The organism is Robertmurraya sp. FSL R5-0851 (assembly GCF_038002965.1).
GTDB classification, from domain to species: Bacteria; Bacillota; Bacilli; order Bacillales; family Cytobacillaceae; genus Robertmurraya_A; species Robertmurraya_A beringensis.
On record NZ_JBBOOE010000001.1, the window covers coordinates 834,498 to 860,145 of the forward strand.

The 25,648-nt window shown below is 38.3% G+C and carries 18 protein-coding genes and 2 pseudogenes; 16 read left to right on the top strand and 4 right to left on the bottom strand.

Annotation, left to right across the window (positions count from 1 at the left end; translation table 11 throughout):
• The first annotated feature begins 318 nt into the window (after positions 1 to 318).
• The 6 genes and pseudogenes from MKX65_RS04305 (at position 319) to MKX65_RS04330 (ending at position 9,129) form a co-directional block, all read left to right on the top strand.
• Positions 319 to 1,602 (top strand): extracellular solute-binding protein, encoded by a 1,284-nt coding sequence (locus MKX65_RS04305; protein ID WP_160547333.1) that lies wholly within the window; start codon positions 319 to 321, stop codon positions 1,600 to 1,602.
• A 99-nt stretch (positions 1,603 to 1,701) separates the two neighbouring features.
• Positions 1,702 to 2,958, top strand: a pseudogene (locus MKX65_RS04310) (ABC transporter permease subunit).
• A 3-nt stretch (positions 2,959 to 2,961) separates the two neighbouring features.
• Entirely contained in the window at positions 2,962 to 3,813 is an 852-nt protein-coding gene (locus MKX65_RS04315) for a sugar ABC transporter permease (RefSeq protein ID WP_160547334.1), read from the top strand.
• Between the two features lie 35 nt (positions 3,814 to 3,848).
• Positions 3,849 to 5,918: a beta-galactosidase gene (locus MKX65_RS04320; protein WP_340902535.1), complete on the top strand. Its 2,070-nt coding sequence runs from the start codon at positions 3,849 to 3,851 to the stop codon at positions 5,916 to 5,918.
• 144 nt (positions 5,919 to 6,062) lie between these two features.
• Complete coding sequence (locus MKX65_RS04325; RefSeq protein ID WP_340902536.1) at positions 6,063 to 8,018, top strand: glycosyl hydrolase 53 family protein; 1,956 nt, start codon at positions 6,063 to 6,065, stop codon at positions 8,016 to 8,018.
• Between the two features lie 121 nt (positions 8,019 to 8,139).
• A complete protein-coding gene (locus tag MKX65_RS04330) occupies positions 8,140 to 9,129 on the top strand; it encodes a LacI family DNA-binding transcriptional regulator (protein WP_340902537.1) in 990 nt (329 codons plus the stop codon).
• Between the two features lie 68 nt (positions 9,130 to 9,197).
• Here MKX65_RS04330 and MKX65_RS04335 read toward each other — a convergent pair whose 3' ends face one another.
• Positions 9,198 to 9,602, bottom strand: a complete 405-nt coding sequence (locus MKX65_RS04335; RefSeq protein WP_340902538.1) for a MerR family transcriptional regulator — start codon at positions 9,600 to 9,602, stop codon at positions 9,198 to 9,200.
• A gap of 239 nt (positions 9,603 to 9,841) precedes the next feature.
• Here MKX65_RS04335 and MKX65_RS04340 point away from each other — a divergent pair, with 239 nt between their 5' ends.
• The gene (locus MKX65_RS04340) at positions 9,842 to 10,882 is read left to right on the top strand and encodes an NAD(P)-dependent alcohol dehydrogenase (protein ID WP_340902539.1); all 1,041 of its coding nucleotides are present in this window, start codon (positions 9,842 to 9,844) and stop codon (positions 10,880 to 10,882) included.
• Between the two features lie 96 nt (positions 10,883 to 10,978).
• Here MKX65_RS04340 and MKX65_RS04345 read toward each other — a convergent pair whose 3' ends face one another.
• Positions 10,979 to 11,836, bottom strand: a complete 858-nt coding sequence (locus tag MKX65_RS04345) for a dimethylarginine dimethylaminohydrolase family protein (protein WP_340902541.1) — start codon at positions 11,834 to 11,836, stop codon at positions 10,979 to 10,981.
• A 188-nt stretch (positions 11,837 to 12,024) separates the two neighbouring features.
• On the opposite strand from MKX65_RS04345, the gene MKX65_RS04350 reads away from it, so the two are divergent.
• Positions 12,025 to 12,819 carry a DUF2935 domain-containing protein gene (locus tag MKX65_RS04350; RefSeq protein ID WP_340902544.1) on the top strand — a complete coding sequence of 265 codons (795 nt, stop codon included), beginning with the start codon at positions 12,025 to 12,027 and terminating at the stop codon, positions 12,817 to 12,819.
• Positions 12,820 to 12,998: 179 nt separating this feature from the next.
• Here the strand turns inward: MKX65_RS04350 and MKX65_RS04355 are convergent, their stop codons facing one another.
• A complete protein-coding gene (locus tag MKX65_RS04355; RefSeq protein ID WP_340902545.1) occupies positions 12,999 to 14,003 on the bottom strand; it encodes a DUF3231 family protein in 1,005 nt (334 codons plus the stop codon).
• 242 nt (positions 14,004 to 14,245) lie between these two features.
• Between MKX65_RS04355 and MKX65_RS04360 the strand changes: the two genes are divergently transcribed.
• From MKX65_RS04360 to MKX65_RS04390, 7 genes and pseudogenes are all read left to right on the top strand, one after another.
• Positions 14,246 to 15,430: a galactokinase gene (locus MKX65_RS04360; RefSeq protein WP_340902548.1), complete on the top strand. Its 1,185-nt coding sequence runs from the start codon at positions 14,246 to 14,248 to the stop codon at positions 15,428 to 15,430.
• The gene (gene galE / locus MKX65_RS04365) at positions 15,427 to 16,416 is read left to right on the top strand and encodes a UDP-glucose 4-epimerase GalE (protein ID WP_340902550.1); all 990 of its coding nucleotides are present in this window, start codon (positions 15,427 to 15,429) and stop codon (positions 16,414 to 16,416) included. The genes MKX65_RS04360 and galE overlap by 4 nt, the downstream gene beginning before the upstream one ends.
• 18 nt (positions 16,417 to 16,434) lie before the next feature.
• On the top strand, positions 16,435 to 17,922 hold the full coding sequence (gene galT, locus MKX65_RS04370) for a UDP-glucose--hexose-1-phosphate uridylyltransferase (RefSeq protein ID WP_340902551.1): 1,488 nt from the start codon (positions 16,435 to 16,437) through the stop codon (positions 17,920 to 17,922).
• A gap of 14 nt (positions 17,923 to 17,936) precedes the next feature.
• Complete coding sequence (locus MKX65_RS04375) at positions 17,937 to 18,983, top strand: aldose epimerase family protein (RefSeq protein WP_340902553.1); 1,047 nt, start codon at positions 17,937 to 17,939, stop codon at positions 18,981 to 18,983.
• A 154-nt stretch (positions 18,984 to 19,137) separates the two neighbouring features.
• Positions 19,138 to 20,115, top strand: a complete 978-nt coding sequence (locus tag MKX65_RS04380; RefSeq protein ID WP_340902554.1) for a bile acid:sodium symporter family protein — start codon at positions 19,138 to 19,140, stop codon at positions 20,113 to 20,115.
• A 148-nt stretch (positions 20,116 to 20,263) separates the two neighbouring features.
• A pseudogene (locus MKX65_RS04385) lies at positions 20,264 to 20,690 on the top strand (VOC family protein).
• 108 nt (positions 20,691 to 20,798) lie between these two features.
• Entirely contained in the window at positions 20,799 to 22,484 is a 1,686-nt protein-coding gene (locus tag MKX65_RS04390) for an SWIM zinc finger family protein (protein ID WP_340902555.1), read from the top strand.
• A 30-nt stretch (positions 22,485 to 22,514) separates the two neighbouring features.
• Here the strand turns inward: MKX65_RS04390 and MKX65_RS04395 are convergent, their stop codons facing one another.
• Positions 22,515 to 22,814: a hypothetical protein gene (locus MKX65_RS04395; protein WP_340902556.1), complete on the bottom strand. Its 300-nt coding sequence runs from the start codon at positions 22,812 to 22,814 to the stop codon at positions 22,515 to 22,517.
• A gap of 280 nt (positions 22,815 to 23,094) precedes the next feature.
• On the opposite strand from MKX65_RS04395, the gene MKX65_RS04400 reads away from it, so the two are divergent.
• Positions 23,095 to 25,467, top strand: a complete 2,373-nt coding sequence (locus tag MKX65_RS04400; RefSeq protein WP_340902558.1) for a polyprenyl synthetase family protein — start codon at positions 23,095 to 23,097, stop codon at positions 25,465 to 25,467.
• Positions 25,468 to 25,648: the final 181 nt, after the last annotated feature.

Here is a 25,648-nt window from a genome sequence, read left to right on the forward strand (position 1 = left end):
CTAAGGTATTGATTGTTTGCTATATTAAACGGCTATTCAGGTAAAATTTTTTACTAAAAATAAGTATAGTTATTTATGTATATGGCAAAAAAATAGTGGAATACGGTATATTTCGTAGTGAAGATTGAATACTTGGGGTTTGGAATGAAAGGATAAAAAGTACTGTTTGATACCATATAATCGTTAGTAAAATACTTTTCTGAAATTTTTTTACTAGTTTTAGTAAAAATATATTTACAAGTTTTACTGTTAGTGATATATTTTAATTACTGAAGCGCTTTCAATAAAAATGTAAACCAATGTGAGAGGATGTAAGCTATGAAGAAGTTTAAAAAGTATTTTAGCGTTATGAGCGGTATTGCTTTAAGTTTATCTTTAGTAGCGTGTGGACCTCAAGAAAGTAGTACGGAGAGTACTGGTTCGAACGATTCTTCCAAGAACAAAGAGTATGATTTACTAGTTTGGGAGGATATTGAAAAAGGAGCAGGTATTAAAGATGCGATTGCTAAGTTTGAAGAAGAAAATGGAGTAAAGGTGAAAGTAGTTGAAAAAGCCTATGCTCAACAAATAGAAGATTTACGTATGGATGGACCGGGTGGTACAGGACCAGATGTACTTACCATGCCGGGAGACCAAATTGGAACGGCGGTAACCGAAGGATTAATCAAAGAGTTAAATGTAGCTGAAGATGTTCAATCTATTTATACAGAAGTAGCTATGAAGTCGCAAATGGTAGAAAACAAGGTGTATGGTTTACCTAAAGCTGTAGAAACTACCATGCTTTATTACAATAAAGATTTAGTTTCTGAAGCAGAACTTCCAACCACTCTTGACGGATGGTATGACTACTCTAAGAAGGTAACGGATGGAGAAAAATTTGGATTCCTAGCTTTGTTTGACCAAATCTACTATGCACAAAGCATTTTGAGTGGGTATGGTGGATATATTTTCGGAACCGATGACAAAGGCAATTACGATCCTGCCGATATCGGGTTAAATACCAAAGGTGCTCTTGAAGGGGCAGAGTATATTCAAAAGTTCTATAAAGAAGGTCTATTTCCAGCTGGAATCATTGGTGAACAAGGAATTAATGTTCTTGAATCGTTGTTTACGGAAGGAAAAGCTGCTGCTGTCATTTCAGGTCCTTGGAATATTGATCCATTTACAAAAGCAGGAATCAATTTTGGTGTAACCAAATTACCTGAGCTTTCAAATGGTGAGAATATGAGTTCGTTCGTTGGAGTGAAGAGTTATAATGTGAGCTCTTATAGTAAAAATGCTGAACTTGCTGAGAAGTTAGTTGTATTTTTAGCAAATGAAGAAAATTCAAAAGCTCGATATGAAGTGACCAAGGAAGTTCCAGCTGTACAAGCACTTGCTAATGATCCTGTTGTAGCAGAAAGTGAAGCAGCCCAAGCGGTAGCTGAGCAATCGCAATTTGCTGAATTAACTCCAAACATTCCAGAAATGAACGAAGTTTGGACACCAACAGACTCTGCCCTGCAAACCATCGCAACTGGTAAAGCTCAACCTAAAGAAGCGTTGGAGCAAGCCGTTGAAACGATTAAAGGACAGATCGAAGCGAAGCATGGTGGAAAATAATTTGTAAGTAAACAATGGTGTCAAACGGTCCTTATGTTTGACACCATTTATTATAAGGACGGAATCTATCACACGAACGTCTAATAAGAGGTGAAAAAAGTGCAACATCGCAAAACGGCTTTGCTTTTATCAATCATTCCAGGGCTTGGTCAATTTTACAATAAGCAGTGGATAAAAGGGCTTTTATTTCTACTTTTAGCGGTTTCGTTTTTTGCAGTATTTGGTGATTTATTGAATATGGGATTTTGGGGGCTTTTCACACTTGGAACGGAAGTGCCCCGAGATAACTCGATCTTTCTCCTTGCGGAAGGGATTATTGCTGTCATTGTAACGATTTTTGGGCTTGCCTTTTACTATATTAATCTACGAGATGCTTATAAGAACGGGGCTTTGAGAGATAAAAATCAGCGGCTGCATTCTCTTAAGGAGGATTACCGCAATTTAATTGAGCAGGGTTACCCTTATGTGATCAGTGGACCATCACTCTTTATTTTAATATTTGCAGTCATTTTCCCTATTTTATTTAGTTTCGCATTAGCGTTTACGAACTACGATTTATACCATTCTCCACCGGCTAACTTAGCTGATTGGGTCGGGTTAGAAACATTTTTTGAAATCTTCACCGTTGATATTTGGCGTTCTACCTTCTTTGATGTATTAGCTTGGACGGTTATTTGGACGCTTGTGGCTTCTACTTTGCAGGTGAGCCTTGGAGTGTTTCTTGCGGTTTTAGTCAATCAGAAAGATGTGAAATTTACTAAGTTCTATCGAACGGTTCTTGTTCTTCCTTGGGCAGTACCTGGGTTTGTAACGATCTTAATATTTGCAGGATTATTTAATGATAGCTTTGGGGCAATCAATAACGATATACTGGCTGCTTTTGGAATTCAGTCCATTCCGTGGCTAACTGATGAAAATTGGACACGAGTAGCATTAATTCTTATGCAGGGCTGGTTAGGTTTCCCTTATATTTTCTTAGTAACAACAGGTGTCCTTCAGTCCATTCCGGATGACCTTTATGAAGCAGCAACGATTGATGGAGCGTCTGTTTTTGCAAAGTTTCGCCATATTACAATGCCTATGATTTTAATCGCAATGGCTCCGATCATTATTACTTAATACACGTTTAACTTTAATAACTTTAATATTATTTATCTATTTAATGGTGGTGGACCTGCTGTACCAGGATCGACGGCTGGAGGAACGGATATACTCGTTTCATGGATATACAAATTAACGATGCAATCGAGTCAGTATTCACTGGCGGCTGCATTAACCATCTTGCTATCAGTATTTGTTATCGCGATTGCACTATGGCAATTTAGACGTACGAATTCCTTTAAAGAGGGGGCTTAAAGGATGCTGAAAGATATGAAAAAACAAAAATTCTTTCGTCTCCTGTTTACACATTTGATATTAGTTTTTATGACAGTGATCATTATTTATCCATTAATTTGGACCGTTGGTGCGAGCTTTAATCCGGGAAACAGCTTGATTAGCACGTCCATCATTCCTAAAAACCCTACACTTGATCATTATCGCGAATTGTTTGCAGGGAAGGAAAGTTTGCAATATGGAAAATGGTATGCAAATTCCTTGAAAATTAGTGTTTTTACCATGATAGGGACGGTAATAAGTGTTTCTTTTACTGCCTATGCATTTTCTCGGTTTCGCTTTAAGGGAAGACAAAAAGCCTTAACATTGTTTCTATTACTACAAATGATTCCACAATTTTCTGCTCTAATTGCTCTATTTGTATTAGCGCAAATACTAGGCATGATGAATAGTCATTGGCTATTAATCCTTTTATATATTGGTGGACAAATTCCTATGAACACTTATTTGATGAAAGGATATATGGACTCGATTCCCATGGACTTGGATGAAAGCGCGAAAATTGATGGAGCAAGTAATACAAGGATCTTTTTACAAATCCTTATGCCTTTATCACGACCAATGATTGCGGTCGTCGCGATGAATGGTTTTACCGGGCCGCTGGGAGATTTCGTTTTATCATCAACCATTTTACGAACACCTGAGGCGTACACCCTACCGATTGGATTATATAACCTCGTTAATGATGTAATGGGGGCTAGCTACACGACCTTTGCAGCTGGAGCCATACTGATCAGTATTCCGATTGCGATTATATTCATTTTGCTTCAGAAGCACTTTGTATCAGGACTAACAGCTGGTGGAACGAAGGGTTGATTTCATAAAAAAGTCAATAGTAGAAGGAGACGACAATGAAAAATCATCATAAAACCTATACAACAAATGCGAAATTCATGCTTCACGGGGGAGACTATAATCCTGATCAATGGCTGGACCATCCAGAAATCTTAGCAGATGATATTAAATTAATGAAGTTAGCCCATACGAACACATTCTCTGTTGGAATCTTTGCATGGAGTGCATTGGAGCCAGAGGAAGGCAAGTACCACTTTGAATGGTTAGATGATATCTTTGACGATATTCACAGTATCGGTGGAAAAGTCATCTTAGCTACACCAAGTGGAGCACGCCCTGCTTGGATGTCGGAAAAATACCCTGAGGTTCTTCGTGTAAACTCTTCTAGAGTGAAACAATTACATGGAGGACGACATAATCACTGTTTTACAGCTCCTGTTTATCGTGAAAAAACACAGGAAATGAACCGCAAGTTAGCAGAAAGATATGGTAGTCATCCGGCATTATTGATGTGGCATATCTCAAATGAGTATGGTGGAGAGTGTCACTGCGATCAGTGTCAGATAGCTTTTAGACAATGGATAAAAAACAAATATCAAAATGATCTTAAATCATTAAACGATGCTTGGTGGGGACCGTTCTGGAGTCACACCTATAGTGATTGGTCTCAGGTTGAATCACCCTCTCCGATTGGGGAAAGTATGGTTCATGGATTGAACCTGGATTGGCGACGTTTTGTTACCGATCAAACGATTTCCTTCTATGAAAATGAGATTGTTCCAATAAGAGAACTTACGCCAGAAGTGCCAATCACAACGAATTTTATGGCAGACACATTCGATTTAATTCCGTTTCAATCACTAGATTATAGTAAATTTGCGAAGCATGTGGATGTGGTTAGCTGGGATGCGTATCCAGCGTGGCATAATGACTGGGAAAGTACGGCGAATTTAGCGATGAAGGTTGGCTTCATTAATGATCTGTATCGTAGTTTAAAACAACAACCATTCTTGCTAATGGAATCCACTCCGAGCTTGGTAAATTGGCATAGTGTGAACAAAGCAAAAAGACCAGGTATGCATCTTCTATCTTCCATGCAGATGGTAGCTCATGGTTCGGATAGTGTGATGTACTTCCAGTGGAGAAAATCACGTGGATCATCAGAAAAATTCCATGGTGCTGTGGTGGATCATGATAACAGTACGAATAATCGTGTTTTCCAAGAGGTAGCTCAAGTTGGAAAAACATTAGAAAATCTATCTGATATTGTCGGCACGAATCGTCCAGCAGATGTTGCTATTCTTTACGATTGGGAAAGCAACTGGGCTCTAAATGACGCACAAGGATTCGGATTGGACACCAAACGCTATCCTCAAACCTTGCAACAGCACTACAAGGTTTTCTGGGAAAAAGATATTCCTGTAGATGTGATTACAAAGGAGCAAGACTTTTCATCTTATAAACTATTAATTGTCCCGATGCTTTATTTAATGAGTGAAGAAACCATTTTACGTTTAAAATCCTTTGTCGCAGCAGGCGGAACACTTGTCATGACCTATATTAGTGGTCTTGTAAATGAGTATGACTTAACGTACTTAGGTGGATGGCATAAAGATCTACAGGATATCTTTGGCTTAAAACCAGTTGAAACCGATACGTATTATCCAAAAGATCGAAACTATGTGGAGTATAAAGGTCGTACGTATGAATTAAAGGATTATGCTACGATCCTTGAACTAAATACTGCAACAGTAAAGGGTGTATACACAGCTGATTTTTATGCCAATACCCCAGCTGTAACCAGCCACAAATATGAAGAAGGTAAGGCTTACTATATCGGTGGACGATTAGAAGATCAGTTCCAAAGGGACTTTTATGAAGAAATAATGAAAGAGTTGGCTCTAGAATCTGTGTCTTCAGTAAAACATGGAGAGGGGGTCTCAGTACAAGTAAGGAATGCTCCTGAAAGTGACTTCATTTTTGTTATGAATTTCACTGAGGAAAATCAAGTGGTTACCTTTGAGTTACCAGTAACAGATAAGAGTACCGGTGAAGAATTGCTAGGAGACGTATCGTTAGAGAAGTATGAAGTACGAATTGTTGAGAAAAAAAGAACGACAAATTAACGTGAATGCATACATGGGTGGGACCGGGAACCCACCCATGTATTTACGATGTGAATGGAAACGTTTACTACTCGAATACACATCTTAGCATGATTTCCATTAATATAAGAAATTTTTGATAAAGGTGAGGAGAGTATGAGAGAGATGAATAGGATGTTCGCTAGATTGCTAGCATTTACATTAATCATAAGTTCCGTTTTATTTCATCCTAGCGAAGGGGATGCACAGGTAAATCCAGTTGCAAGTGATATTTTCGTAAAAAGAGTAGCAGGAATCGATGAGGACTTTATTAAAGGGGTAGACGTGTCGAGTATTATTGCGTTAGAAGACAGTGGGGTCAAATTTTATAATGAAGCAGGAAAAAAGCAGGACATCTTTAAAACGTTAAATGATGCAGGAGTGAATTATGTTCGTGTACGAGTATGGAATGACCCTTACGATTCAAAGGGCCGTGGGTATGGCGGCGGAAATAATGATATAGAAAAGGCAATTGAAATTGGAAAAAGAGCGACCGCCAATAACATGAAACTATTAGTGGACTTCCATTACTCAGATTTCTGGGCGGACCCAGCGAAACAGCAGGCGCCGAAGGCTTGGAAGAACCTGAACTTGGAGGAAAAGAAGGTAGCGCTCTATGATTATACTAAAGAGAGCTTACAAGCCATGATGGATGAAGGAATCGATATTGGCATGGTGCAAATCGGAAACGAAACAAATGGTGGTCTTGCAGGAGAAAAAAATTGGGAAGCGATGAGCCAATTATTCAATGCGGGAAGCAAAGCCGTAAGAGAACTTGATTCTAACATATTAGTAGCCTTACACTTTACCAATCCAGAGACTTCAGGTAGATACGCTTCTATCGCGAAGACACTTCAAGAAAATGAAGTGGACTATGATGTATTTGCAAGCTCCTACTATCCTTTCTGGCACGGAACTTTAACTAATTTGACCTCTGTTCTAAAGAATGTGGCTAGTGCATATGGAAAGCAAGTGATGGTAGCAGAAACGTCCTATACCTATACAAAAGAGGATGGAGACGGCCATGGAAATACAGCACCAAAGGATTCAGGGCAAACATTAAATTATCCAATCACGGTACAAGGTCAAGCGACTGCTGTTCGGGATGTAATCGAGGCAGTGGCTAATGTAGGTGAAGCGGGAATTGGCGTTTTTTATTGGGAGCCCGCTTGGATTCCAGCTGCCCCAGATAAAAAGCTAAAGAAAAACCAAAAATTATGGGAAAAATATGGATCAGGCTGGGCGACAAGCTATGCGGCAGAATACGATCCGGAAGATGCAGGCCACTGGTATGGAGGAAGCGCGGTTGATAATCAAGCACTGTTTGATTTTTACGGTCGTCCATTATCGTCTCTGAATGTATTTAAATATGTTGATACAGGGTCGGTAGCCCCTTTGAAAATTGACGAAATAAAGGATGTTTCTTTAAGTGTTATTGCAGGAGAAGAGATCACATTGCCAACAACTGTACAGGTTACCTACAATAATGGGACCTCGGGGGTTGTACGTGTCACATGGGATGAAGAAGTTGTGAAACAAGCCATTCAAAATGGTGTGGGTACCTATGAAATAAACGGTGAGGTAGAAGGTGGAGGAACAGTCAAACTACATCTTACAATCTTCCCGGAAAACTTTGTGATGAATTCAGGATTTGAGGAAAATGATCGAAGTATGTGGAACATCCTATATAAGAATGGAACAGCACCACATACCGATTTTCAAAATAAGGCTGCTGATGCCAAGTCTGGGAACTATTCACTACATTTTTATTCTGGAGAAGAAGTGAATTTTTCTGTAGAACAGAAAATTACTGGTCTAGAGCCTGGTTACTATAATCTTTCGATGTTTTTACAAGGGGGAGATGCCAATAACTCGGATATGCATTTGTACGCATTGTCTGGTGATCAAGAATTCAAAATCCAAACCTCTGTTAATGGCTGGGTGAACTGGAGTCAACCGGTAGTGACTGATATTCTTGTGCTAGATGGAACGATTACGATTGGTGCTAGCATAAGAGCAGATGGCGGGGCATGGGGAAGTGTAGATGATTTTTACTTATACAAGGTAAAAGATATCAACTAAACAAGGTCTGACCTCCTTGATAGGGGGGCAGACTTTGTTTCATTTTCTAATTAACCCTTTCTTTTTATATAGGGATATGGAATGATAAATATATGAGATTAGCGAGATAGAGGTGATTGATATGGCCACGATCAAAGATATTGCAGAAAAGGCCGGTGTATCCATTGCTACTGTTTCACGTGTATTGAACTATGATTCTTCGCTTTCGGTTACGGATGAGACAAGGAAAAAGATATTTGAAGTCGCAGAAAAGCTCGAATATAAACGTCGGGTTGTACGAAAGTCTAGCCCTTCAAAGTTTGCGATTGTTCATTGGTATACAGAGAAAGAGGAACTCGAAGATTTATATTATATGTCAATACGGTTTGGAATAGAAACAAGATGTCAGCAGCTGGATGCACAAATCGTAAAGTATTTTTACAATGATATTGAGGAGTTAAAGCAGGAAAATATTCAAGGAATTATCGCCATAGGTAAGTTCAGCGAAAACCAAGTGCGGGCTCTAGCGGAGATTACCGAACACATCGTTTTAGTTGACCATAGTTTGATGGATGATTCGTATGATTCAGTAATTACAGACTTTGATAAGGCTACGAAAAAGATCGTCGATCACCTGTTAGATAAAGGACACCATTCCATTGGGTATATTGGTGGTAGAGAATACTACAGAGATCAATCAGGTGAGATCGCAGACCTTCGGGAAAAGACATTTTATAGTTATATGAATGAAAAGAGACTGTGGAACGAAAGCTTTATTTATACAGGATCTTTCTCAGTGGACGACGGATATCGATTAATGAAACAAGCGATCCTTGAACACCAAGAAGCGTTACCAACGGCCTTTTTTGCGGGAAATGACCTTCTTGCCATCGGAGCCCTCCGAGCATTGCACGAAGAAAATATCGTAGTTCCAGACAGAGTGAATATCATTGGTTTGAATGATATTAGTGTTTCAAAATATATTTATCCATCACTCTCAACATTGAAGGTCCATACCGAAATGATGGGAGAAGTAGCGGTTGATTTAGTCATGGAACGAGTGATGGGACGTAAAGTGTCCAAGAAGGTGCAGCTGGGAACAGAGCTGATTATTCGTGACAGTAGTTTTTAGTGAATTCCCTAACAGTTAGAAATAAATCGAAATGGCATACGAATGGAGTATGCCATTTTTTCGGTTTATTAAAAATTTCCTATTTTATTGATTTTATGAATTTCTTCCGTTCCTGCATTCAAGGCCGTCTTGTAATAATTGCATTTATGATTTATGACCTCCATAGTCTTATTCAGTTCTTCCAACTGTGCTTCCACAATCGCTTTTCTCTCCAAGAACATGTCATATCTTTGTTGTAAGGTGGAATCTCCCTCTGAACACCATTCGATGAATCCTTTAATTTCTTTAATAGGCATCCCCGTAGATTTTAGACATTGAATAATTTTTAGTGCTTCAATATCAGAGTCTTTAAATAAACGAGTTCCACTAGGAGTACGTTCCACAAAAGGCATTAGACCCTCCTTATCGTAGTATCGTAAGGCATATACTGTTAGATCTAATTCTTTTGCAACTTCGCTTATAGAATAGGTCATCGTCAATTATCTCCTTTTATCTATTTATAGACTTCGAGTTAACTCTATGTTTTAGCAAGATTTTATCATTCTGTATACCCAACGTCAAAGTTTAATATATGTCGTATTCTTCACAAACTTATGCTTGACCTAGAGTTAACTATAGGGCCTATTCTAGATTTGCAAGAGAATAAAGGGATGTTACATCTGATCCTAGTCGATTCTCTAGAAAAATCAAAGTATAGTGGAGGTTTATACAAATGACAATAGCTAAAGCGAGAGCAGTCGATGGTCCAGACCAACCGTTTCGAGTGGCTGAAATTAAAAGACGTGACCTTGATTTACACGATGTTCTAATTGAAATTAAATATGCAGGCATATGCCACTCTGACATCCATACTGCACACGGCGAATGGGGTGAAGTGAATTATCCTCTAGTACCCGGACATGAAATTGCAGGAATTGTTACTGATGTAGGAAAAGAGGTGACAAAGTATAAGGTAGGTGACCGGGTAGGGGTCGGATGTATGGTTGATTCTTGTGGCGACTGTGAGAATTGCCGTAAAGGGGAAGAACAATACTGTCTTAAAGGAAATGTTCCTACCTACGCGGGTGTTGACAAATATGGTGAACCTACTCAAGGTGGCTATTCTACTCACATTGTGGTAACGGAGGACTTCGTAGTCAGAATTCCTGATGGTATTGAGCTTGATGTTGCAGCACCATTACTTTGTGCAGGGATTACGACATATTCCCCATTAAATCATTGGGGAGCTGGTCCAGGGAAGAAAGTAGCGGTTGTTGGTCTGGGCGGTCTTGGTCATATGGCTGTCAAGATTGCACACGCCATGGGTGCGGAAGTTACCGTCCTTTCGCAAACTTTGAGTAAAAAGGAAGATGGTTTGCAATTTGGAGCGGACAGCTACTATGCCACAAACGACCCAGAAACATTCAAGGAGCTCGCCGGAACCTTTGACTTAATTATTAACACGGTAAGTGCAAAAATTGACATTAGTGCGTATCTCTCACTGTTAACACTAGATGGTACTTTAGTAAATGTTGGTGCGCCTGCAGAGCCATTGCCAGTAAATGTGTTCTCTCTTATCGGCCACCGTCGCTCTTTTGCAGGTTCAATGATTGGAGGCATTCGTGAGACTCAGGAAATGTTAGACTTCTGCGCAGAACACAACATTGTCCCTTCTATTGAAGTCATTTCGGCAGACCAAATTGATGAAGCCTACGAACGTGTACTAGCTTCAGATGTGAAGTACCGGTTCGTAATTGACACTAGCACAATGTGATTTGTGTAGTTGATAAATTCTATTGGTGATTTTTAGGATGTCCATTATACCTAGCTTTGATGGACATCCTTTTATGAGAAAGTTATTCTTGAACGTTTACCTTGATCTAAGAATAGGCAGCGTACAGCAGCGGAAAGAGCCTCCTGACTTAATAATTTCAGTGATATCAACTTCTATTACTTCGAATCCACGGTCACGAAGCTGCTTATTTACATTTTTATTTACTGGCAAGCTCAAGATTCGCTTGTTTCCTATACCGAGCACATTAGTCCCAAGGGTGAACTGTTCCTCATCAGATACTTCAATCAATTCATATCTTGATCCAAATATGTCAAAATCCTCTTTTGTCAAAGCTTCTGGGAAGATCAGCGCTAGCTCTGGTGATACAACATTAAAGACACAGTCTAAATGTAAATATTCTGCCTTGAACTCGATGCCTTTAACATCAAACTGGGGCAGAAGATGTTTTAAATGATCAACTGCCTGCTGGCTGGTTCGATCACTCAACCCAATGTACACGGTGTCCCTGTCGATAATGACATCTCCGCCTTCAATCTGATCTCCTACAATATTATAGTAGGAAAATCCTTCATCCTCCAGCCACTGCTTTAATACATTATCTTCTCCCTGCCTCACGTCACTTGCCATATCAGCTACAAACACCGTATGTCCAAGTGTAAACCCTATGTCCCTTGTAAAAACCTGTTCCGGGTATTTCTTATGGTAAGGAAGTAAAATAACTTCAATGCCGTGATTCCGCATCGTCTGGACCATTTGATGATGCTGTTCTAATGCAGTTTCTATATGTATTCCTTCGTTTTGAAAGTGCTTTTGGGTCTCATTAATCACATCCCTGATCGTCATGTACTGCGGCTGGCAGCAAATTACTCGTTTTAATTCATCGTATTCACTGAAACAAATCGTTTTATGTTCCATATTGGATTCTAATGCCATATTTAGGTCCTCCTATAAATTGTGACAGTATCAATAATATTCCCTTAATAGGAGGTAATAATGATTAAAGGAGTTTTATTGAGAAGGTGAAAAAGTAGTAAGAAGTGATATCAAATAATAGCAAGAATACGGACAAATACACAAACATATGATGGGGGTGAAGTCAGTCTGCATAAGGGGTGGGTACAATGGCTAATCCTATTGTCGCTAGGTCATTGGACGAAATACAGTTTTGGTCTAGAATCATGAAAGAACATGCTTTATTTTTAAGCTTAGGATTTACTTATGAACAGCAGCAATTAATTACAGAAGCACAACAATTTATTACCTTATTTGAACGAATCGAGGAAAAGTTGGCCAGGTTTTCTGTAAACACAGATGTACGTCAAATTCAAGCTTTTAATAACGAGGTTTATCAAGCAGCAGTTGCGATTTGGAGTTATAAAAGGAAAGTGTTAGGATTAACTCTACGTTGTGAAATTCGGACAAATAATTTTCCATTATTAGTTGACCATGTAAGCAGAGAAGCAGCTTATTTTGCGAATAGACTGAAGGAACTAAACGAAGGAAAACTCGCCCCCCAACCAGATACGATTATTCAAGAAAACCTATTCTTTTTAAAGATAATGGCTGATCATGCAAAATTTATTGGGCATCTTTTAGATCCTTCCGAAAGAAAACTGGTAGAACAAGCTAACGAGTTTAGCCATGATTTCGACCAATTAGTATTCCAGGCAGTTGATTTAGACTCCATGAGACCACAGTCTGAAACGGTGCCCATTTTAGATCAATTCTTGGACCAAAATAGAGTCTCAGTTTTATCTTTAAGAGACTTTAAGAAGACAGCAAGAGAGTTAATTGAAGCCTGCCGAATTAAAAGCAATATTCACCCACTCTTAGCAGACCATACATTTAGAGAAGCCGAGAGATTTTTAGAAATTATAGACTTATTTGAGGCTCATCTTACAAGACCAAAGCTGTAAAAACCATTTAGTTTAGCTGCTATATAGAGCAGCATTTTTTATTTTTAGAAATTATATTGAATAGTATTAGCCGATTGGAATAAAAAAAGGATCTAAAGAGCATAAATAATCTTGCTCAACAATCCTTTTTAATAGATTCAATAGAATGTCTGATACAGTAGTTTAATTTGAGAAGCAGATTATTTATCTTGTGCCAGTTCTTTTCTATTGGGAGCAAGTGGTGGCTGTTCTAACCATTTGTTCTTCACCATCATATCAAACCAGTTTTTAGTAAGGGCTAATGTTTTTAGAATGGCTTTTTCATATACGGCACCTAAGTCTGTTCGCATGGCCGTTGCTAGGCCTGTCCCGTAATATACTTGTGCAGCCTGAGCCAAGAACCCCATATGGTATAGCATTAATTTATCTGAAAAAGGAGATTCTTTTGACATGGTTACCTCTGATTCCCACGACATTGGAACTGGCAAATTATCTTTGTTCATTATTTTTGAAAGAGCTTGTATGTTCCCATCTGTCGCTTCTTCTAGTTCCTCGAAAAACTTTCTTACTTCCTTTGAACCTGTGACTTGACTGAATCCAATGGAAAGGGATTTTGCCATAATGCTCTTTTTAATGTTAAGAGAAAGACTAATTAATTCTGAAGCAGATAATTGCCTTCCTTTTCCGAAGAATCCATCTATAAAATCATTAGTAGAAATAAACTCAGGGCTCTCGCTAGGATAGAAATACGGGTCTCTTTGAAATTTTCCTTTGTTCAGCAATAGCTCAATGGTTAAATCGTACATTCTTTTTGCATCATCATCACATGAGTTGTAAAATTCCCGAAGATCTTTTCTGACAGAAACACTTAAAGCAGTTGTATGACCCCACAAACCATTTATCGTCATAATATGTAGATAATTTAAGCAGAATGTATCAGAAAATAATCTCTCTACACCTTTATTAAGGTCGGACTCATTAAAACCAATAGGAACGGGAAAACCCTCTTTCTCAATGAAGGAAACAATCTGCTTCTTTTGCTTTTCCCATGTCTCGATAGCCATTTCAAAAACCTTTTTTATTGATTCATCCTCCAAAATAGAAAGCATATACCTATTTACTACTTCAATCATTGTTCCGTTTACATACTCACCCCAAAGTGTTCCGATCTCGGAAGCTGTAAGTTTTAAATGATCATTTTCCACTTGTTCTCACCTCTGTCTTATTTTTTACTGCTACAGAAGTAGATATGCATTCCTTTGGACATGCCTTGCAAAAAGTGTATGTAAAGGCGTCTTTTTAATGATAAAAATTTTACTAAAACATTGACTAAAATTTACTTAAAGAATAAAATGGATAGTGTAGACGTTTTCATTTATCTGATATTTAACCTATTTTTAAAGATATTGATTAGATTCTTACTTGAGAAAGTGGAAGGATGATAACCATGGAAAAACACGAATTATTTAATAAGTTTGTAGAGATATTTAAAGTAGAAGATCAGGTTCGCCTCTTTTTTTCACCAGGGCGAATTAATCTTATTGGGGAGCACACGGATTACAATGGAGGAAATGTGTTTCCGGCTGCCATCACCTTCGGAACGTATGGAGTGGTAAGGGAAAGGGAAGATCGTTTGGTGCGACTGTATTCAGAGAACTTCCCGGACAAGGGAATCATTGAATTCTCACTTGACGCTTTGGAATATGATACCGCTCATAATTGGGCCAATTATCCAAAAGGAATGATTCGCTACGTCCAGGAGAGCTTCGGTGCTCTTCGAAACGGATTTGAACTTTTGATCCATGGGAACATTCCAAATGGTGCGGGTCTGTCGTCTTCTGCGTCACTAGAAATGTTGATGGGAGTCATACTTGATGAGGTATACAATCTGAAAATCGCCCGAGTAGAGCTGGTGAAGCTTGGACAGAAGGTAGAAAACAAGTTTATTGGTGTCAACAGTGGCATCATGGATCAGTTTGCGATTGGCATGGGGAAAGAAAACTGTGGAATATTACTAGACTGTCAGACTCTTACTTACGAATATGCGCCTCTTAATCTAGAAAACCACAAAATTATTATTATGAATACGAATAAGCGTCGAGAATTAGCCGACTCGAAGTACAACGAGCGCCGAGCACAATGTGAAGAAGCCCTTCATCGTTTACAAGCTAAATTGAACATCGAGGCATTAGGTAGTTTAACGGAAGAACAATTTGAGGCCAATCGTGAGTTGATTGGAGATGAACTTCTAGAAAAACGAGCAAAGCATGCCGTGTATGAAAATGCTCGTACGATTAAGGCGTTGACAGCTCTAAAAGATGAAAATCTTGCTTACTTTGGAGAACTGATGAATGCTTCTCATACTTCTCTTAAAGATGATTACGAAGTAACAGGAATTGAACTAGATACACTTGTAAGTGCGGCTTGGAGTCAAGAAGGGACAATAGGTGCCAGAATGACGGGGGCAGGGTTTGGAGGCTGTGCCATTGCTCTTGTAGACAAGAATTGTGTTGATTTGTTTATTAAAGAAGTCGGTGAAAGCTATAAAGAGAGAATTGGATATGAAGCAACCTTCTATGTAGCGAGTATTGGGGACGGAACGAAAGAACTTAAGGGAGAGTTGATACGATGAGCGTATTAGTATTAGGAGGGGCAGGATATATTGGTTCGCACGCAGTACACCAGCTAATCGATCAAGGATACAAGGTGGTTGTGATTGATAATCTTCAAACCGGGCATGAACAGGCCGTTCATCCTCAAGCTATTTTTTATAAAGGTGATATAAGAGAGAAAGAATTTTTAACCTCTGTTTTTCAAAAGGAAAAAATTGAAGGGGTTCTCCATTTTGCAGCCAATTCCCTTGTTGGTGAATCGATGGAAAAGCCACTACTGTATTTTGATAATAATGTATATGGGACGCAAGTATTACTGGAAGTGATGAATGCCTTCGATGTGAAAAATATTGTCTTCTCATCAACTGCAGCCACGTATGGTGATCAAAAAATCATGCCGATTACAGAGGATACTCCAACACTTCCGACCAATGCCTATGGAGAGACGAAGTTAACCATGGAAAAAATGCTGAAATGGTGCAATGGTGCTTACGATATGAAGTTTGTTGCGCTTCGCTACTTTAATGTGGCGGGAGCAAGAGCTACTGGAGAAGTGGGAGAAGACCATACACCAGAAACTCATCTCATTCCGTTAGTGTTACAAGTGGCTCTTGAACAAAGAGAGTTCATCTCTGTGTTCGGGGATGACTACGATACACCCGATGGAACGTGTATCCGTGATTATGTTCATGTAGAGGATTTAATTGCTGCCCATATTCTTGCTTTAAAGTATTTAGAAAATGGTGGAGAAAGCAATGTATTTAATCTTGGCAGTAACCAAGGATTCTCCGTGTTGGAAATTATTGAGACAGCAAGGAAAATTACAGGGCATGCTATCCCTGAAAAAATCGTGGCAAGAAGAGCAGGTGATCCAGCAACGTTAATTGCTTCTTCTGAAAAAGCAAAACAGATTCTAGGTTGGAGCCCTATGCGTACAAATATTGATCAAATTATTGAGGACGCATGGAGCTGGCATCAGTCACATCCAAATGGGTACGAAAAGTAACGGAAGGAGAAACACTTCATGGAAATACATGCTTTGATTCAATCACTACTTGATCAATCAATGGAATGTGAAATGATTGATCGAGAAGATGAAATATATGCAAGAAACCAACTCATGTCTCTTTTACAACTAGCTGAATTTCCTGAGAAAATGGATGGGATAAAGGGAGTAAGTATTCCAGAGATATTAGAGCAAATGGTTCAGTATGCTTTTGAAAAAAGAATGGTTGGAATCCTCGATGCAGATAAAGAAATCTTTTCAAGCAAGCTCATGAATGTTCTAGTTCAAAGACCTTCGGATGTGAATCGCCGTTTTTATCGAAATTATGAAAAAGATCCAACCTGCGCAACAGAGTACTTTTATCAATTAAGTCAAAACAGCAATTATATCCAAACAAAAAGTATTGCAAAGAACATTAGTTATAAAACAGACACGCCATACGGAGAATTAGATATTACCATCAATCTGTCGAAGCCAGAAAAGGATCCAAAGCAAATTGCCCTGGAAAAAGAGAAAAAGCAGGATGTGCAGTATCCGAAATGTCTTCTATGTGAGGAGAACGAGGGCTACGAGGGTCGAATTGGACACCCAGCTCGCTCCAATCATCGAATGATTCGACTAGAGTTAGAGGGTGAGCCCTGGTATCTTCAGTATTCACCATATGTGTATTATAACGAACATTGTATCGTGCTCTCCAAAGAGCATCGAGATATGAAAATATCCCGAAAAGGATTTGAAAGATTACTATCGTTCGTCGAAAAGTTTCCACATTATTTCGTTGGCTCAAACGCGGATCTTCCCATTGTAGGTGGATCGATTTTAACTCATGATCACTACCAAGGAGGGAATTATGAGTTTGCGATGGCACGAGCCGACGAAGAGTATTCTTTTCAGATGAAGAAATTCTTAAATGTATCTGCGGCAACGGTCAAGTGGCCGATGTCGGTTATTCGCTTACGATCACGAATGAAAGAAGAACTCATTCAAGCAGCGGATTATATTTTGACTAGCTGGAAGGGTTACTCAGATGAAAAGGTGGATATTCATGCCTTTTCCGGAGACACGCCGCATAATACGATTACTCCAATTGCTAGGATGAGAGAAGGGCAATTTGAGATAGATTTAGTGTTAAGAAATAACCGAACGAGTGAAAAGCATCCGTTAGGAATCTTCCATCCGCACAGCGATGTTCATCACATAAAGAAAGAGAATATTGGATTAATAGAGGTCATGGGTCTTGCGGTTCTCCCTGCTAGATTGAAGGAAGAATTAGAGGAAGTAAAAGCGTATTTATTAGGAAGGTCTGAACGAGTAAAAGACTATCATCTCTCATGGGCTCAGGAATTAAAGAGTAAGTACGGAACAGAATGGTCGGATGATACGGCAGAAGAAATGCTAAGAAGAGAAGTAGGCTTGAAATTCCAACGAGTGCTTGAGGATGCGGGAGTATTTAAAAGAGATACAAATGGTCAAGTGGCCTTTCGATGTTTCTGCGAGAGTTTATAAATGGAGGCAATCCTATGAAAATATCAGAGTCAGTAGTTGGCAGGCACGATGGTCAAACCATCGTAGCACATACGATTGAAAATGCGGCAGGCATGCAAGTCACCTCTCTCAACTATGGGTGTACCATTACGAGAATTGTGGTACCAGACAAGAGAGGGAACCTTGAAAACGTTGTGTTAGGGTTTGATACAGTCGAAGAGTATCAAGCGAATTCAGCTTATTTTGGTTCTGTCATTGGAAGACATGCTGGCAGGATTGCTGGAGGTTGTATTGAACTCGACGGAATCACCTATGAACTAGCCAAAAATAACAATGGAAATCATCTGCATGGTGGATTAAAAGGGTTTGATCAAAAGGTCTGGGATGTTGAAGTAGTGCAAGAAAAGGATTCAGTCAGTCTTTGTTATCGATACGAAAGCAAGGAAGGAGAAGAAGGCTATCCTGGAAATGTACGTGTATCAGTCACATATACAGTAACAAATGCGAATGAGATTCTTCTTAGCTATGAAGGAATGAGTGATGCACGAACCGTCCTTAATATGACAAATCATACGTATTTTAACTTGAGTGGTGACTTAAAACGAACCGCCTTGGATCACACACTGAAGATAAAGAGTGATCACTTTCTTGAATTAAATGATTCTTTAATTCCAACTGGCGAATTGATACATGTCGATCATACAGTATTTGATTTTCGTGACGGTAGGAAGATTCAAGAAGGAGTGGTTTCAGAACATCCTCAAAACGTACTCGTTGGCAATGGCTATGATCATCCCTTTATGTTAAGAAGTAACCAGTCAGAACCAATCACATTATATGATGAAGAGAGTGGCCGTCTATTAGTTGTTGAAACGAATGAACCGGCCGTTGTCCTCTATACTGGCACACAGCTAGGAAACGATTATGACATTCGTGGTAGAAAGTCAGAAAAATACTTAGGATTATGTTTGGAGACACAAGGAGTTCCTGATGCTATTCATCATTCACACTTTCCGAGTACAGTGATAGAGAAAGATCAAGTGTACTGTTCGGAAACAAAATGGTCGTTTAAAATAAAATAATTTTTCATAGGGAAAATGAGAGCCAATAAGCATGTAAGGGTTCTCATTTTTTTATTATAAAATTTTACTAAAAAAATTTGTCAAAAAATATTACAAAATTATAAATGTTTGGAGTATAATGAAAACTATATTTTTTCACAGGGGGTATACAACTATGAAAGCATTAGAAAAAGCAGGAATCTTTGCAGGTAATACCTTTGCTTATTGGGTGCTACTTTTTGCAGGGTTGGCATTATTATTTCCTACAGGTTTTACTTGGATTGGTCCTCATATCCCATTATTATTGGGAGTGATCATGTTTGGAATGGGTATGACATTATCGGTTAATGATTTTAAAGAGGTTTTCAGGCATCCCAAATCCGTATTTATCGGCGTATTGGCACAGTATTTAATCATGCCATTACTAGCATTTGGACTGGCATATGGACTTGGTTTACCTCCTGAAGTTGCTGTAGGTGTGATTCTAGTTGGAGCTTGTCCAGGCGGAACATCTTCTAACGTTATGACTTATTTAGCAAGAGGGAACACGGCCTTATCTGTATCGATTACATCTGTTTCAACCTTATTAGCACCGTTATTAACTCCGGCTATCACTCTTTTATTAGCAAGTAAATGGTTACCAGTGTCACTAAGCGCTATGTTTATATCTGTTGTCAAAATCGTTCTTGTACCGATTATCTTAGGATTAATTGTGAAAACTTTGTTCCGCACTCAAGTTGAGAAAAGCGTTAAAGCTCTTCCATTAGTGTCTGTTATCGGAATCGTGGCCATTGTGGCAGCGGTTGTTAGCGGGAGCAAAGAGAAGATTCTTGAAAGTGGGTTATTGATTTTAGCAGTTGTTATTTTACACAATGCATTAGGGTATCTATTAGGTTTCCTAGCAGCTAAAGTGTTGAAAATGGATTACAGTGACCAAAAAGCGGTTTCTATTGAAGTGGGAATGCAAAACTCTGGACTTGCTGCCGCATTGGCTGCTGCACACTTCTCTCCACTCGCAGCTGTACCAGGAGCAATCTTCAGCGTATGGCACAATGTATCAGGCTCACTTCTTGCAAATTATTGGGGAAAGAAAGCTGAAAAAGCAAATAATAGTCAAAATGCAACTGGAGACTCAGTAGAAATTCAAAAATAGAATGAATCCCGTACGCTTTGAAAAGTGTACGGGTTTTTTATTTGAGAAAATGGAAATTCTAGTTATAGAAAATATTGAATAAGTAGGTTTATTCTGGTATTCTATTATAGAACAAGTGTTCTGTAAAATAAAACAAAAGAGGTGTCTTATGATTTTAGGAATTCATCCGTATTTAGTGCTGAATGGAAACGGGCAAGAAGCGGTAAAGTTTTATGAAGAGGCAATAGATGCAAAGGTTGTTTCTGTACAGACGTTTGGGGATATGCCAGATAATCCGGAATACCCTACACCCTGAAGCAAAAAAACGAGTGCTAAATGCACATTTAAAGATAGGAAACTCAGATCTCATGCTTTCCGATACATTCCCTGGGCAGCCGTATCCGATTGGAGCTCAAGTAACCATTGCCATTATCATTAATAGCGTGGAAAAAACAAAAGCGGTTTTCGAAAAATTACAAGATGGCGGAGAGGTATTAATGCCACTACAAGAAACCTTCTGGAGTCCAGCTTATGGACAGGTAACCGATAAATTCAATATGACTTGGCAGGTTTCAACAGAGATTAAAAACGATTAATCATTAATCGCTTAGAATCAATCATTTTTTACTAGACAGCTGGGTAGTACCTAGCTGTTTTTGTTTATAATACAAATAAATACTAAGAGGGAAGGGGGAATAGTATCAATGAACCTTCAAAACTTTGAAGAGAATATAAATGAAGTGATCTTAGCTCGTGGAAAAAAATACTATGACCAGGATCACATCGAGAAGTTGGAAGAAGTGAATAGTAACCATTATATTTTTCAAGTTTCGGGAACCTATGACTATACGGTTCATATTTTTCTAACGGATACAGGAGAGATGAAAGATACATATTGTGATTGTCCATATGACCAGGGAGAGTTCTGTAAGCACCAAGTAGCTGCGTTTTATGCCTTACGATATGAGAAGGGAAGAAAAGAAGAAAAAACAGAGTCTACTCAACTAGTTATACAAGAAAACAAATCAGAATTAGAATCGATTCTTTCGAGATTAAATAAACAAGAGTTATTAAAAATTATCATAGATATTGCAGATGAACACGCTTTAATTGAGAAGAGACTTTTGGCTAGATATACACCTGTAAAGGATGAAGTTGAATCTAGTAAAAAGTTAATAAAGGAGTACATTAAACAATACAAGCGACGTGGATTTATACAGTGGAATGAGGTGTATGAAGCACTACAGGGAGCTAATATAACCCTAGAAAAAGCAGAAGAAAAGATAGCTGAATCTGATGCATTAAGAGCTGTTCAGCTAAGTATGATTGTTTTATCGAGTGTAGTAGAAATGCTTCAATTTTGTGATGATTCGAATGGCTATGTAGGAGATGTCATCAGGGGAAGTTTGAATATGATACATCAGGCAGTAGATATTCATGCTAATAGTTTGGATGAGAAACAAAAAGAAAATTTATATTTAAGCATTATGAAAGAAGCAATGCGACCTTATTATGACGATTGGAGCGAGTGGAGAATCGATCTCTTAAGAAGCTGTATACCTCTGTGTGATACGGATAAGAGAAGGATAAAGCTTAATAAACTGTTGGAGGATATGTTAAAAACAGTAAAAAGTGATGCCTGGAGTGATAAATATGAAACACAAGCCATTAAACTTCTTCAGCTTCAACTCATTGAACAATTAGAGGGAAAGGAAAAAGGATTGAAGTTCATTTATTCTAACTTGCAGTATAGTGATTTTAGAGAAAGAGCTATTTTGCACTTGTTAGAAGAAAAAAAATTCAAAGAAGTGGTCCAGCTGTGCGAAGAAGGGATAAAAATTGATAGACAATATAGAGGAATTATTTATGAGTGGAAAAAGTATCAACTTGAAGCCTTTGAAGGTCTCGGTGATATAGATAAACAAAAAGAAATCATGGTAAGTTTTTTATATGATAATAGGTATGAATATTACTCAAGGTTAAAACAACTATTTTCAGCAAATGAGTGGCCTGAATTTCTTGAAGAAATAGTCAAGACTTTTAAGGAGGATAGATATGCACCATCTGCTTATGTTGAAATATTAAAAGAAGAGAAAATGAGTAGTCATCTTCTTGAATATTGTTCTAAGAACTTGGATTCAATAAAACAGTTATATCCATATCTAGTCGATGAGTACTTCGATGAGGTAAATAAACTATTCATAAAATATATTGAGCTTCAGTCAGAACAATCAGGTGATCGAAAAAAATATAGAAATATTTGCAGCCTTATTAAGCTTTATAAAAAGGTATGTGGTACGACCCATTTTCAAATGCTAATCGATCATTTAAAAGAAGAGTATAAAAGAAGACCTACATTTATTGATGAACTTAATAAGATAAGTTCATAACGCCCTAAGTCCAACCTTAGGGCGTATCTATCAACTTAAATATGAAAAGTTGATTCTTGGTTCAGATACGATGAACAGCTGTCCATTCTTTTCTTCAAGACCTACTCGAAACGTGTTTGGGTTTCCTGGTATGGTAATATCAACAAATTCTGGTGTGTCATTGTGTTTATCCAATTTAAATTCTACATAAGTGTGCGTACCAACATGAAAACGCCGAAGTATTTTTTGATGCTTAACTTCACAAAAGATCGCCTCGTGTACATTTACGCTTGTAAGCTCCTTCCCTAATAGAGAGCGTAACCGTTCTATCACATCTGCCTTACTGATCATTTTCTTCTTTCCTTTCACAAATAAATCCATATTGCTTGGTTTCAAAGGGGTAGCTTTGTTATACATTCATTGTATACATGAAACTCGAAGAAGCAAACATGTTTCATGACAAAAGTCGAGAGAATCCTATTGATAAACAGGTTTAATAAAATTTAAGGTAATTTTATGGCTAATAAATATATAATGATAGAATAAAATGACACCATAAAAATCGGAATATTTATATGGAAACTACGATAATAAATACATATAGAAGATCCTTATAGAGGGAATGTGCAGAATGACTGTTGAATTAATGATAAATGCAGAGCTTTGTTACCGGCAGGCCGAGGAAAAGGCCGAACAATATTTTCAAACACTTTATAATGAGATTGAAAAAAAAACCTATGCGAAAGCCTTAATGGAAGATATTCATTCGTGGAAACACAATCATATTCGTCATCATTCTCTATTATCCATGTTCTCTAATCGAGAGAAACGTGCAAGTTCAAAAGGGTATCAAAGCTACCTTCAATGGCTAGAGCATACTGGTAAACTGGAGAACTACTTGGACCGAAGTATTTCTTATCTGTATATGCGAGACCTCGGAAAATCTCTGAACTCTGCCGAAACGCAAGCTAGTATTAGCCGCACGGTAAATAGTTGGAAGGGAAGTATTCTTTTAAATGGGGAAAACGAGAATGACCTATTAGGTATGGCGGTCTTGTACCGTAAGGCCAGGGAGGAAGGTATTGAGTTAACCATGATCTGGTTAATAGGAAAGTTGAAGACCGTTTCAGAGAATATTCCAGAGGGGATGGAAGCAGAGCATGCTCAAAGGAAGCTGATCAAAATAATTGCTGGTGTCCTTATGCATGTTCTTGAAGAGATGGATGACAAGCAACCTTCTGAAGAAAGGTCTAGAAAGCTGGATGAAGCGATCAGGCTAGGATATTGCTATGGTTTAACCTATCCGTTTATCGACGATCTTCTTGATGCGAAGCTGTTATCGGATGAAGAGACGAAGAGGTATACGGATTTGATTCGCACGACACTAACGACAGGGACTGTGCCTGAACTAGGCGTGTGGCCAGGAAAGCACGAACCATTAATTCGTTTTATTCATCAAGAATTGGGCGATGCTTTTGAGTATATTAAAGCTCATCAACGACCTGAATCCCTGACTTTATTTTTCGAGCAATCGTATGTTTTTTTCCAATCTCAAGAAGTAGATCGGCTGAGAGAGTTATCTTATGCAGCTTATACAAATAAAGATTTGTATGTACCAGTCATTTTAAAATCATCTTCCTCACGTTTAATTGCTCGGTCCGTCCTTGATGCACCTCAAGATGAAGGGTTTTCGGATCGAACGTTCTATTATGGTATCTATAATCAGTTAGCGGATGATTTTGCAGATATGTTTGATGATTTGAAGGATGGTGCAGTCACTCCTTATACCTATTATATGAAGTATAAGGGTGTGCGCAGTGATTTAATCAATCCTTTTGAAATGTACTGGACCGTTATCTACTACCTTATACATAAGGTCTTTCAGTCAGATAAGAAAACATGTGAGGTCATTTTGGATCGGGCTATCAATGGCTTAAAACGCTTTAAAGAAAAAATGGGTACCAAGAAATACAAGGAAGTAATGGAGATGTTTGCAACAGAAAATCAAATGTTTAATCGTCTCATACAAAAGATGGTTAGAAAAGCGGATGATGTTGATTTCTTTGATAAGCTACTTCGAGATCATATCATTACGTCACTGAGAAACGAGAGGAAAGAGCAAGAGGAATTTTTGAATACCATTGATGAGTTCCGGGATGAAATCAATCACATCATACCTATAGCTCCTAACAAGGATATAGCTGTATCAAATCAATCCATTATTGAAGCAGCTAATTACAGCCTTAAGGGCGATGGGAAACGGCTTCGGTCCATCATGGCTTTGGTCATGGGGGTACAAGGCTTTGGTTTAAGTAAGGAATCCATTGTTCCTTTATTAAAATCATTGGAATATTTGCATACTGCTTCTCTTATTTTCGATGATCTTCCTTCTCAAGACAATTCAGATACTCGAAGAGGGCGGCCAACCCTTCACCACGTATATGATATGGCTGTAGCAGAAATAACGGGTTTATTTTTGACACAAAAAGCGATAGAAGAGCAAGCATCTCTTTATGCTTATAAACCCCAAACCGTATTAAAGCTAATCCATTACTCAGCACAAATGACAGAAATTATGTGCCAAGGGCAGGCGATGGACCTTGGATCCAAAGGAAAGTATTTAAGCTTAGATGAACTGAATCATCTGAGTATGTATAAAACAGGATTAGCGTTTGAAGCTTCCTTAATTATGCCAGCCATTCTTGCGGAGGCAAAAGAACCAGAAATGGTAGCTTTGAAAAAATACGCTCACCATGCCGGCATTGCCTTTCAAATCAAAGATGATCTCCTTGATGTAGAAGGAGATGTGAACCTGCTTGGAAAGCCTACAGGACAAGATACAGGAAATAATAATTCTACATTTGTCTCTATCTTAGGCAAAGATAATGCCAAAAGGGAAATGTGGGAGCACTACTGTCAGGCAACAGAAGCTTTACAGGAGATTCCAAGAAATATTCCTTTTTTAAAGCATTTATTGAATTATATCGTGAACCGTGATCATTAATGATTCCTTAAAAAGGGATCATTTTTTTCCCTATGAAAATATTGATTGCCCTTCAGCTGGTAAAAATATATAATAAAAGTTGTATTAGGGAAACAATTGTTTATGGGTGAAATTTTTAAAGTTTATGGCACATTTTTTATATGAGCACATATCCTTTATAAAGATTAGTGAAATATATAAA

Coding starts and splice junctions, on each gene's coding strand:
- galT (WP_340902551.1), top strand. CDS start 16,435: ATGGAAATACATGCTTTGATTCAATCACTACTTGATCAATCAATGGAA.
- MKX65_RS04340 (WP_340902539.1), top strand. CDS start 9,842: ATGACAATAGCTAAAGCGAGAGCAGTCGATGGTCCAGACCAACCGTTT.
- galE (WP_340902550.1), top strand. CDS start 15,427: ATGAGCGTATTAGTATTAGGAGGGGCAGGATATATTGGTTCGCACGCA.
- MKX65_RS04395 (WP_340902556.1), bottom strand. CDS start 22,814: ATGATCAGTAAGGCAGATGTGATAGAACGGTTACGCTCTCTATTAGGG.
- MKX65_RS04400 (WP_340902558.1), top strand. CDS start 23,095: ATGACTGTTGAATTAATGATAAATGCAGAGCTTTGTTACCGGCAGGCC.
- MKX65_RS04330 (WP_340902537.1), top strand. CDS start 8,140: ATGGCCACGATCAAAGATATTGCAGAAAAGGCCGGTGTATCCATTGCT.
- MKX65_RS04360 (WP_340902548.1), top strand. CDS start 14,246: ATGGAAAAACACGAATTATTTAATAAGTTTGTAGAGATATTTAAAGTA.
- MKX65_RS04320 (WP_340902535.1), top strand. CDS start 3,849: ATGAAAAATCATCATAAAACCTATACAACAAATGCGAAATTCATGCTT.
- MKX65_RS04305 (WP_160547333.1), top strand. CDS start 319: ATGAAGAAGTTTAAAAAGTATTTTAGCGTTATGAGCGGTATTGCTTTA.
- MKX65_RS04345 (WP_340902541.1), bottom strand. CDS start 11,836: ATGGCATTAGAATCCAATATGGAACATAAAACGATTTGTTTCAGTGAA.
- MKX65_RS04375 (WP_340902553.1), top strand. CDS start 17,937: ATGAAAATATCAGAGTCAGTAGTTGGCAGGCACGATGGTCAAACCATC.
- MKX65_RS04335 (WP_340902538.1), bottom strand. CDS start 9,602: ATGACCTATTCTATAAGCGAAGTTGCAAAAGAATTAGATCTAACAGTA.
- MKX65_RS04390 (WP_340902555.1), top strand. CDS start 20,799: ATGAACCTTCAAAACTTTGAAGAGAATATAAATGAAGTGATCTTAGCT.
- MKX65_RS04325 (WP_340902536.1), top strand. CDS start 6,063: ATGAATAGGATGTTCGCTAGATTGCTAGCATTTACATTAATCATAAGT.
- MKX65_RS04350 (WP_340902544.1), top strand. CDS start 12,025: ATGGCTAATCCTATTGTCGCTAGGTCATTGGACGAAATACAGTTTTGG.
- MKX65_RS04315 (WP_160547334.1), top strand. CDS start 2,962: ATGCTGAAAGATATGAAAAAACAAAAATTCTTTCGTCTCCTGTTTACA.
- MKX65_RS04380 (WP_340902554.1), top strand. CDS start 19,138: ATGAAAGCATTAGAAAAAGCAGGAATCTTTGCAGGTAATACCTTTGCT.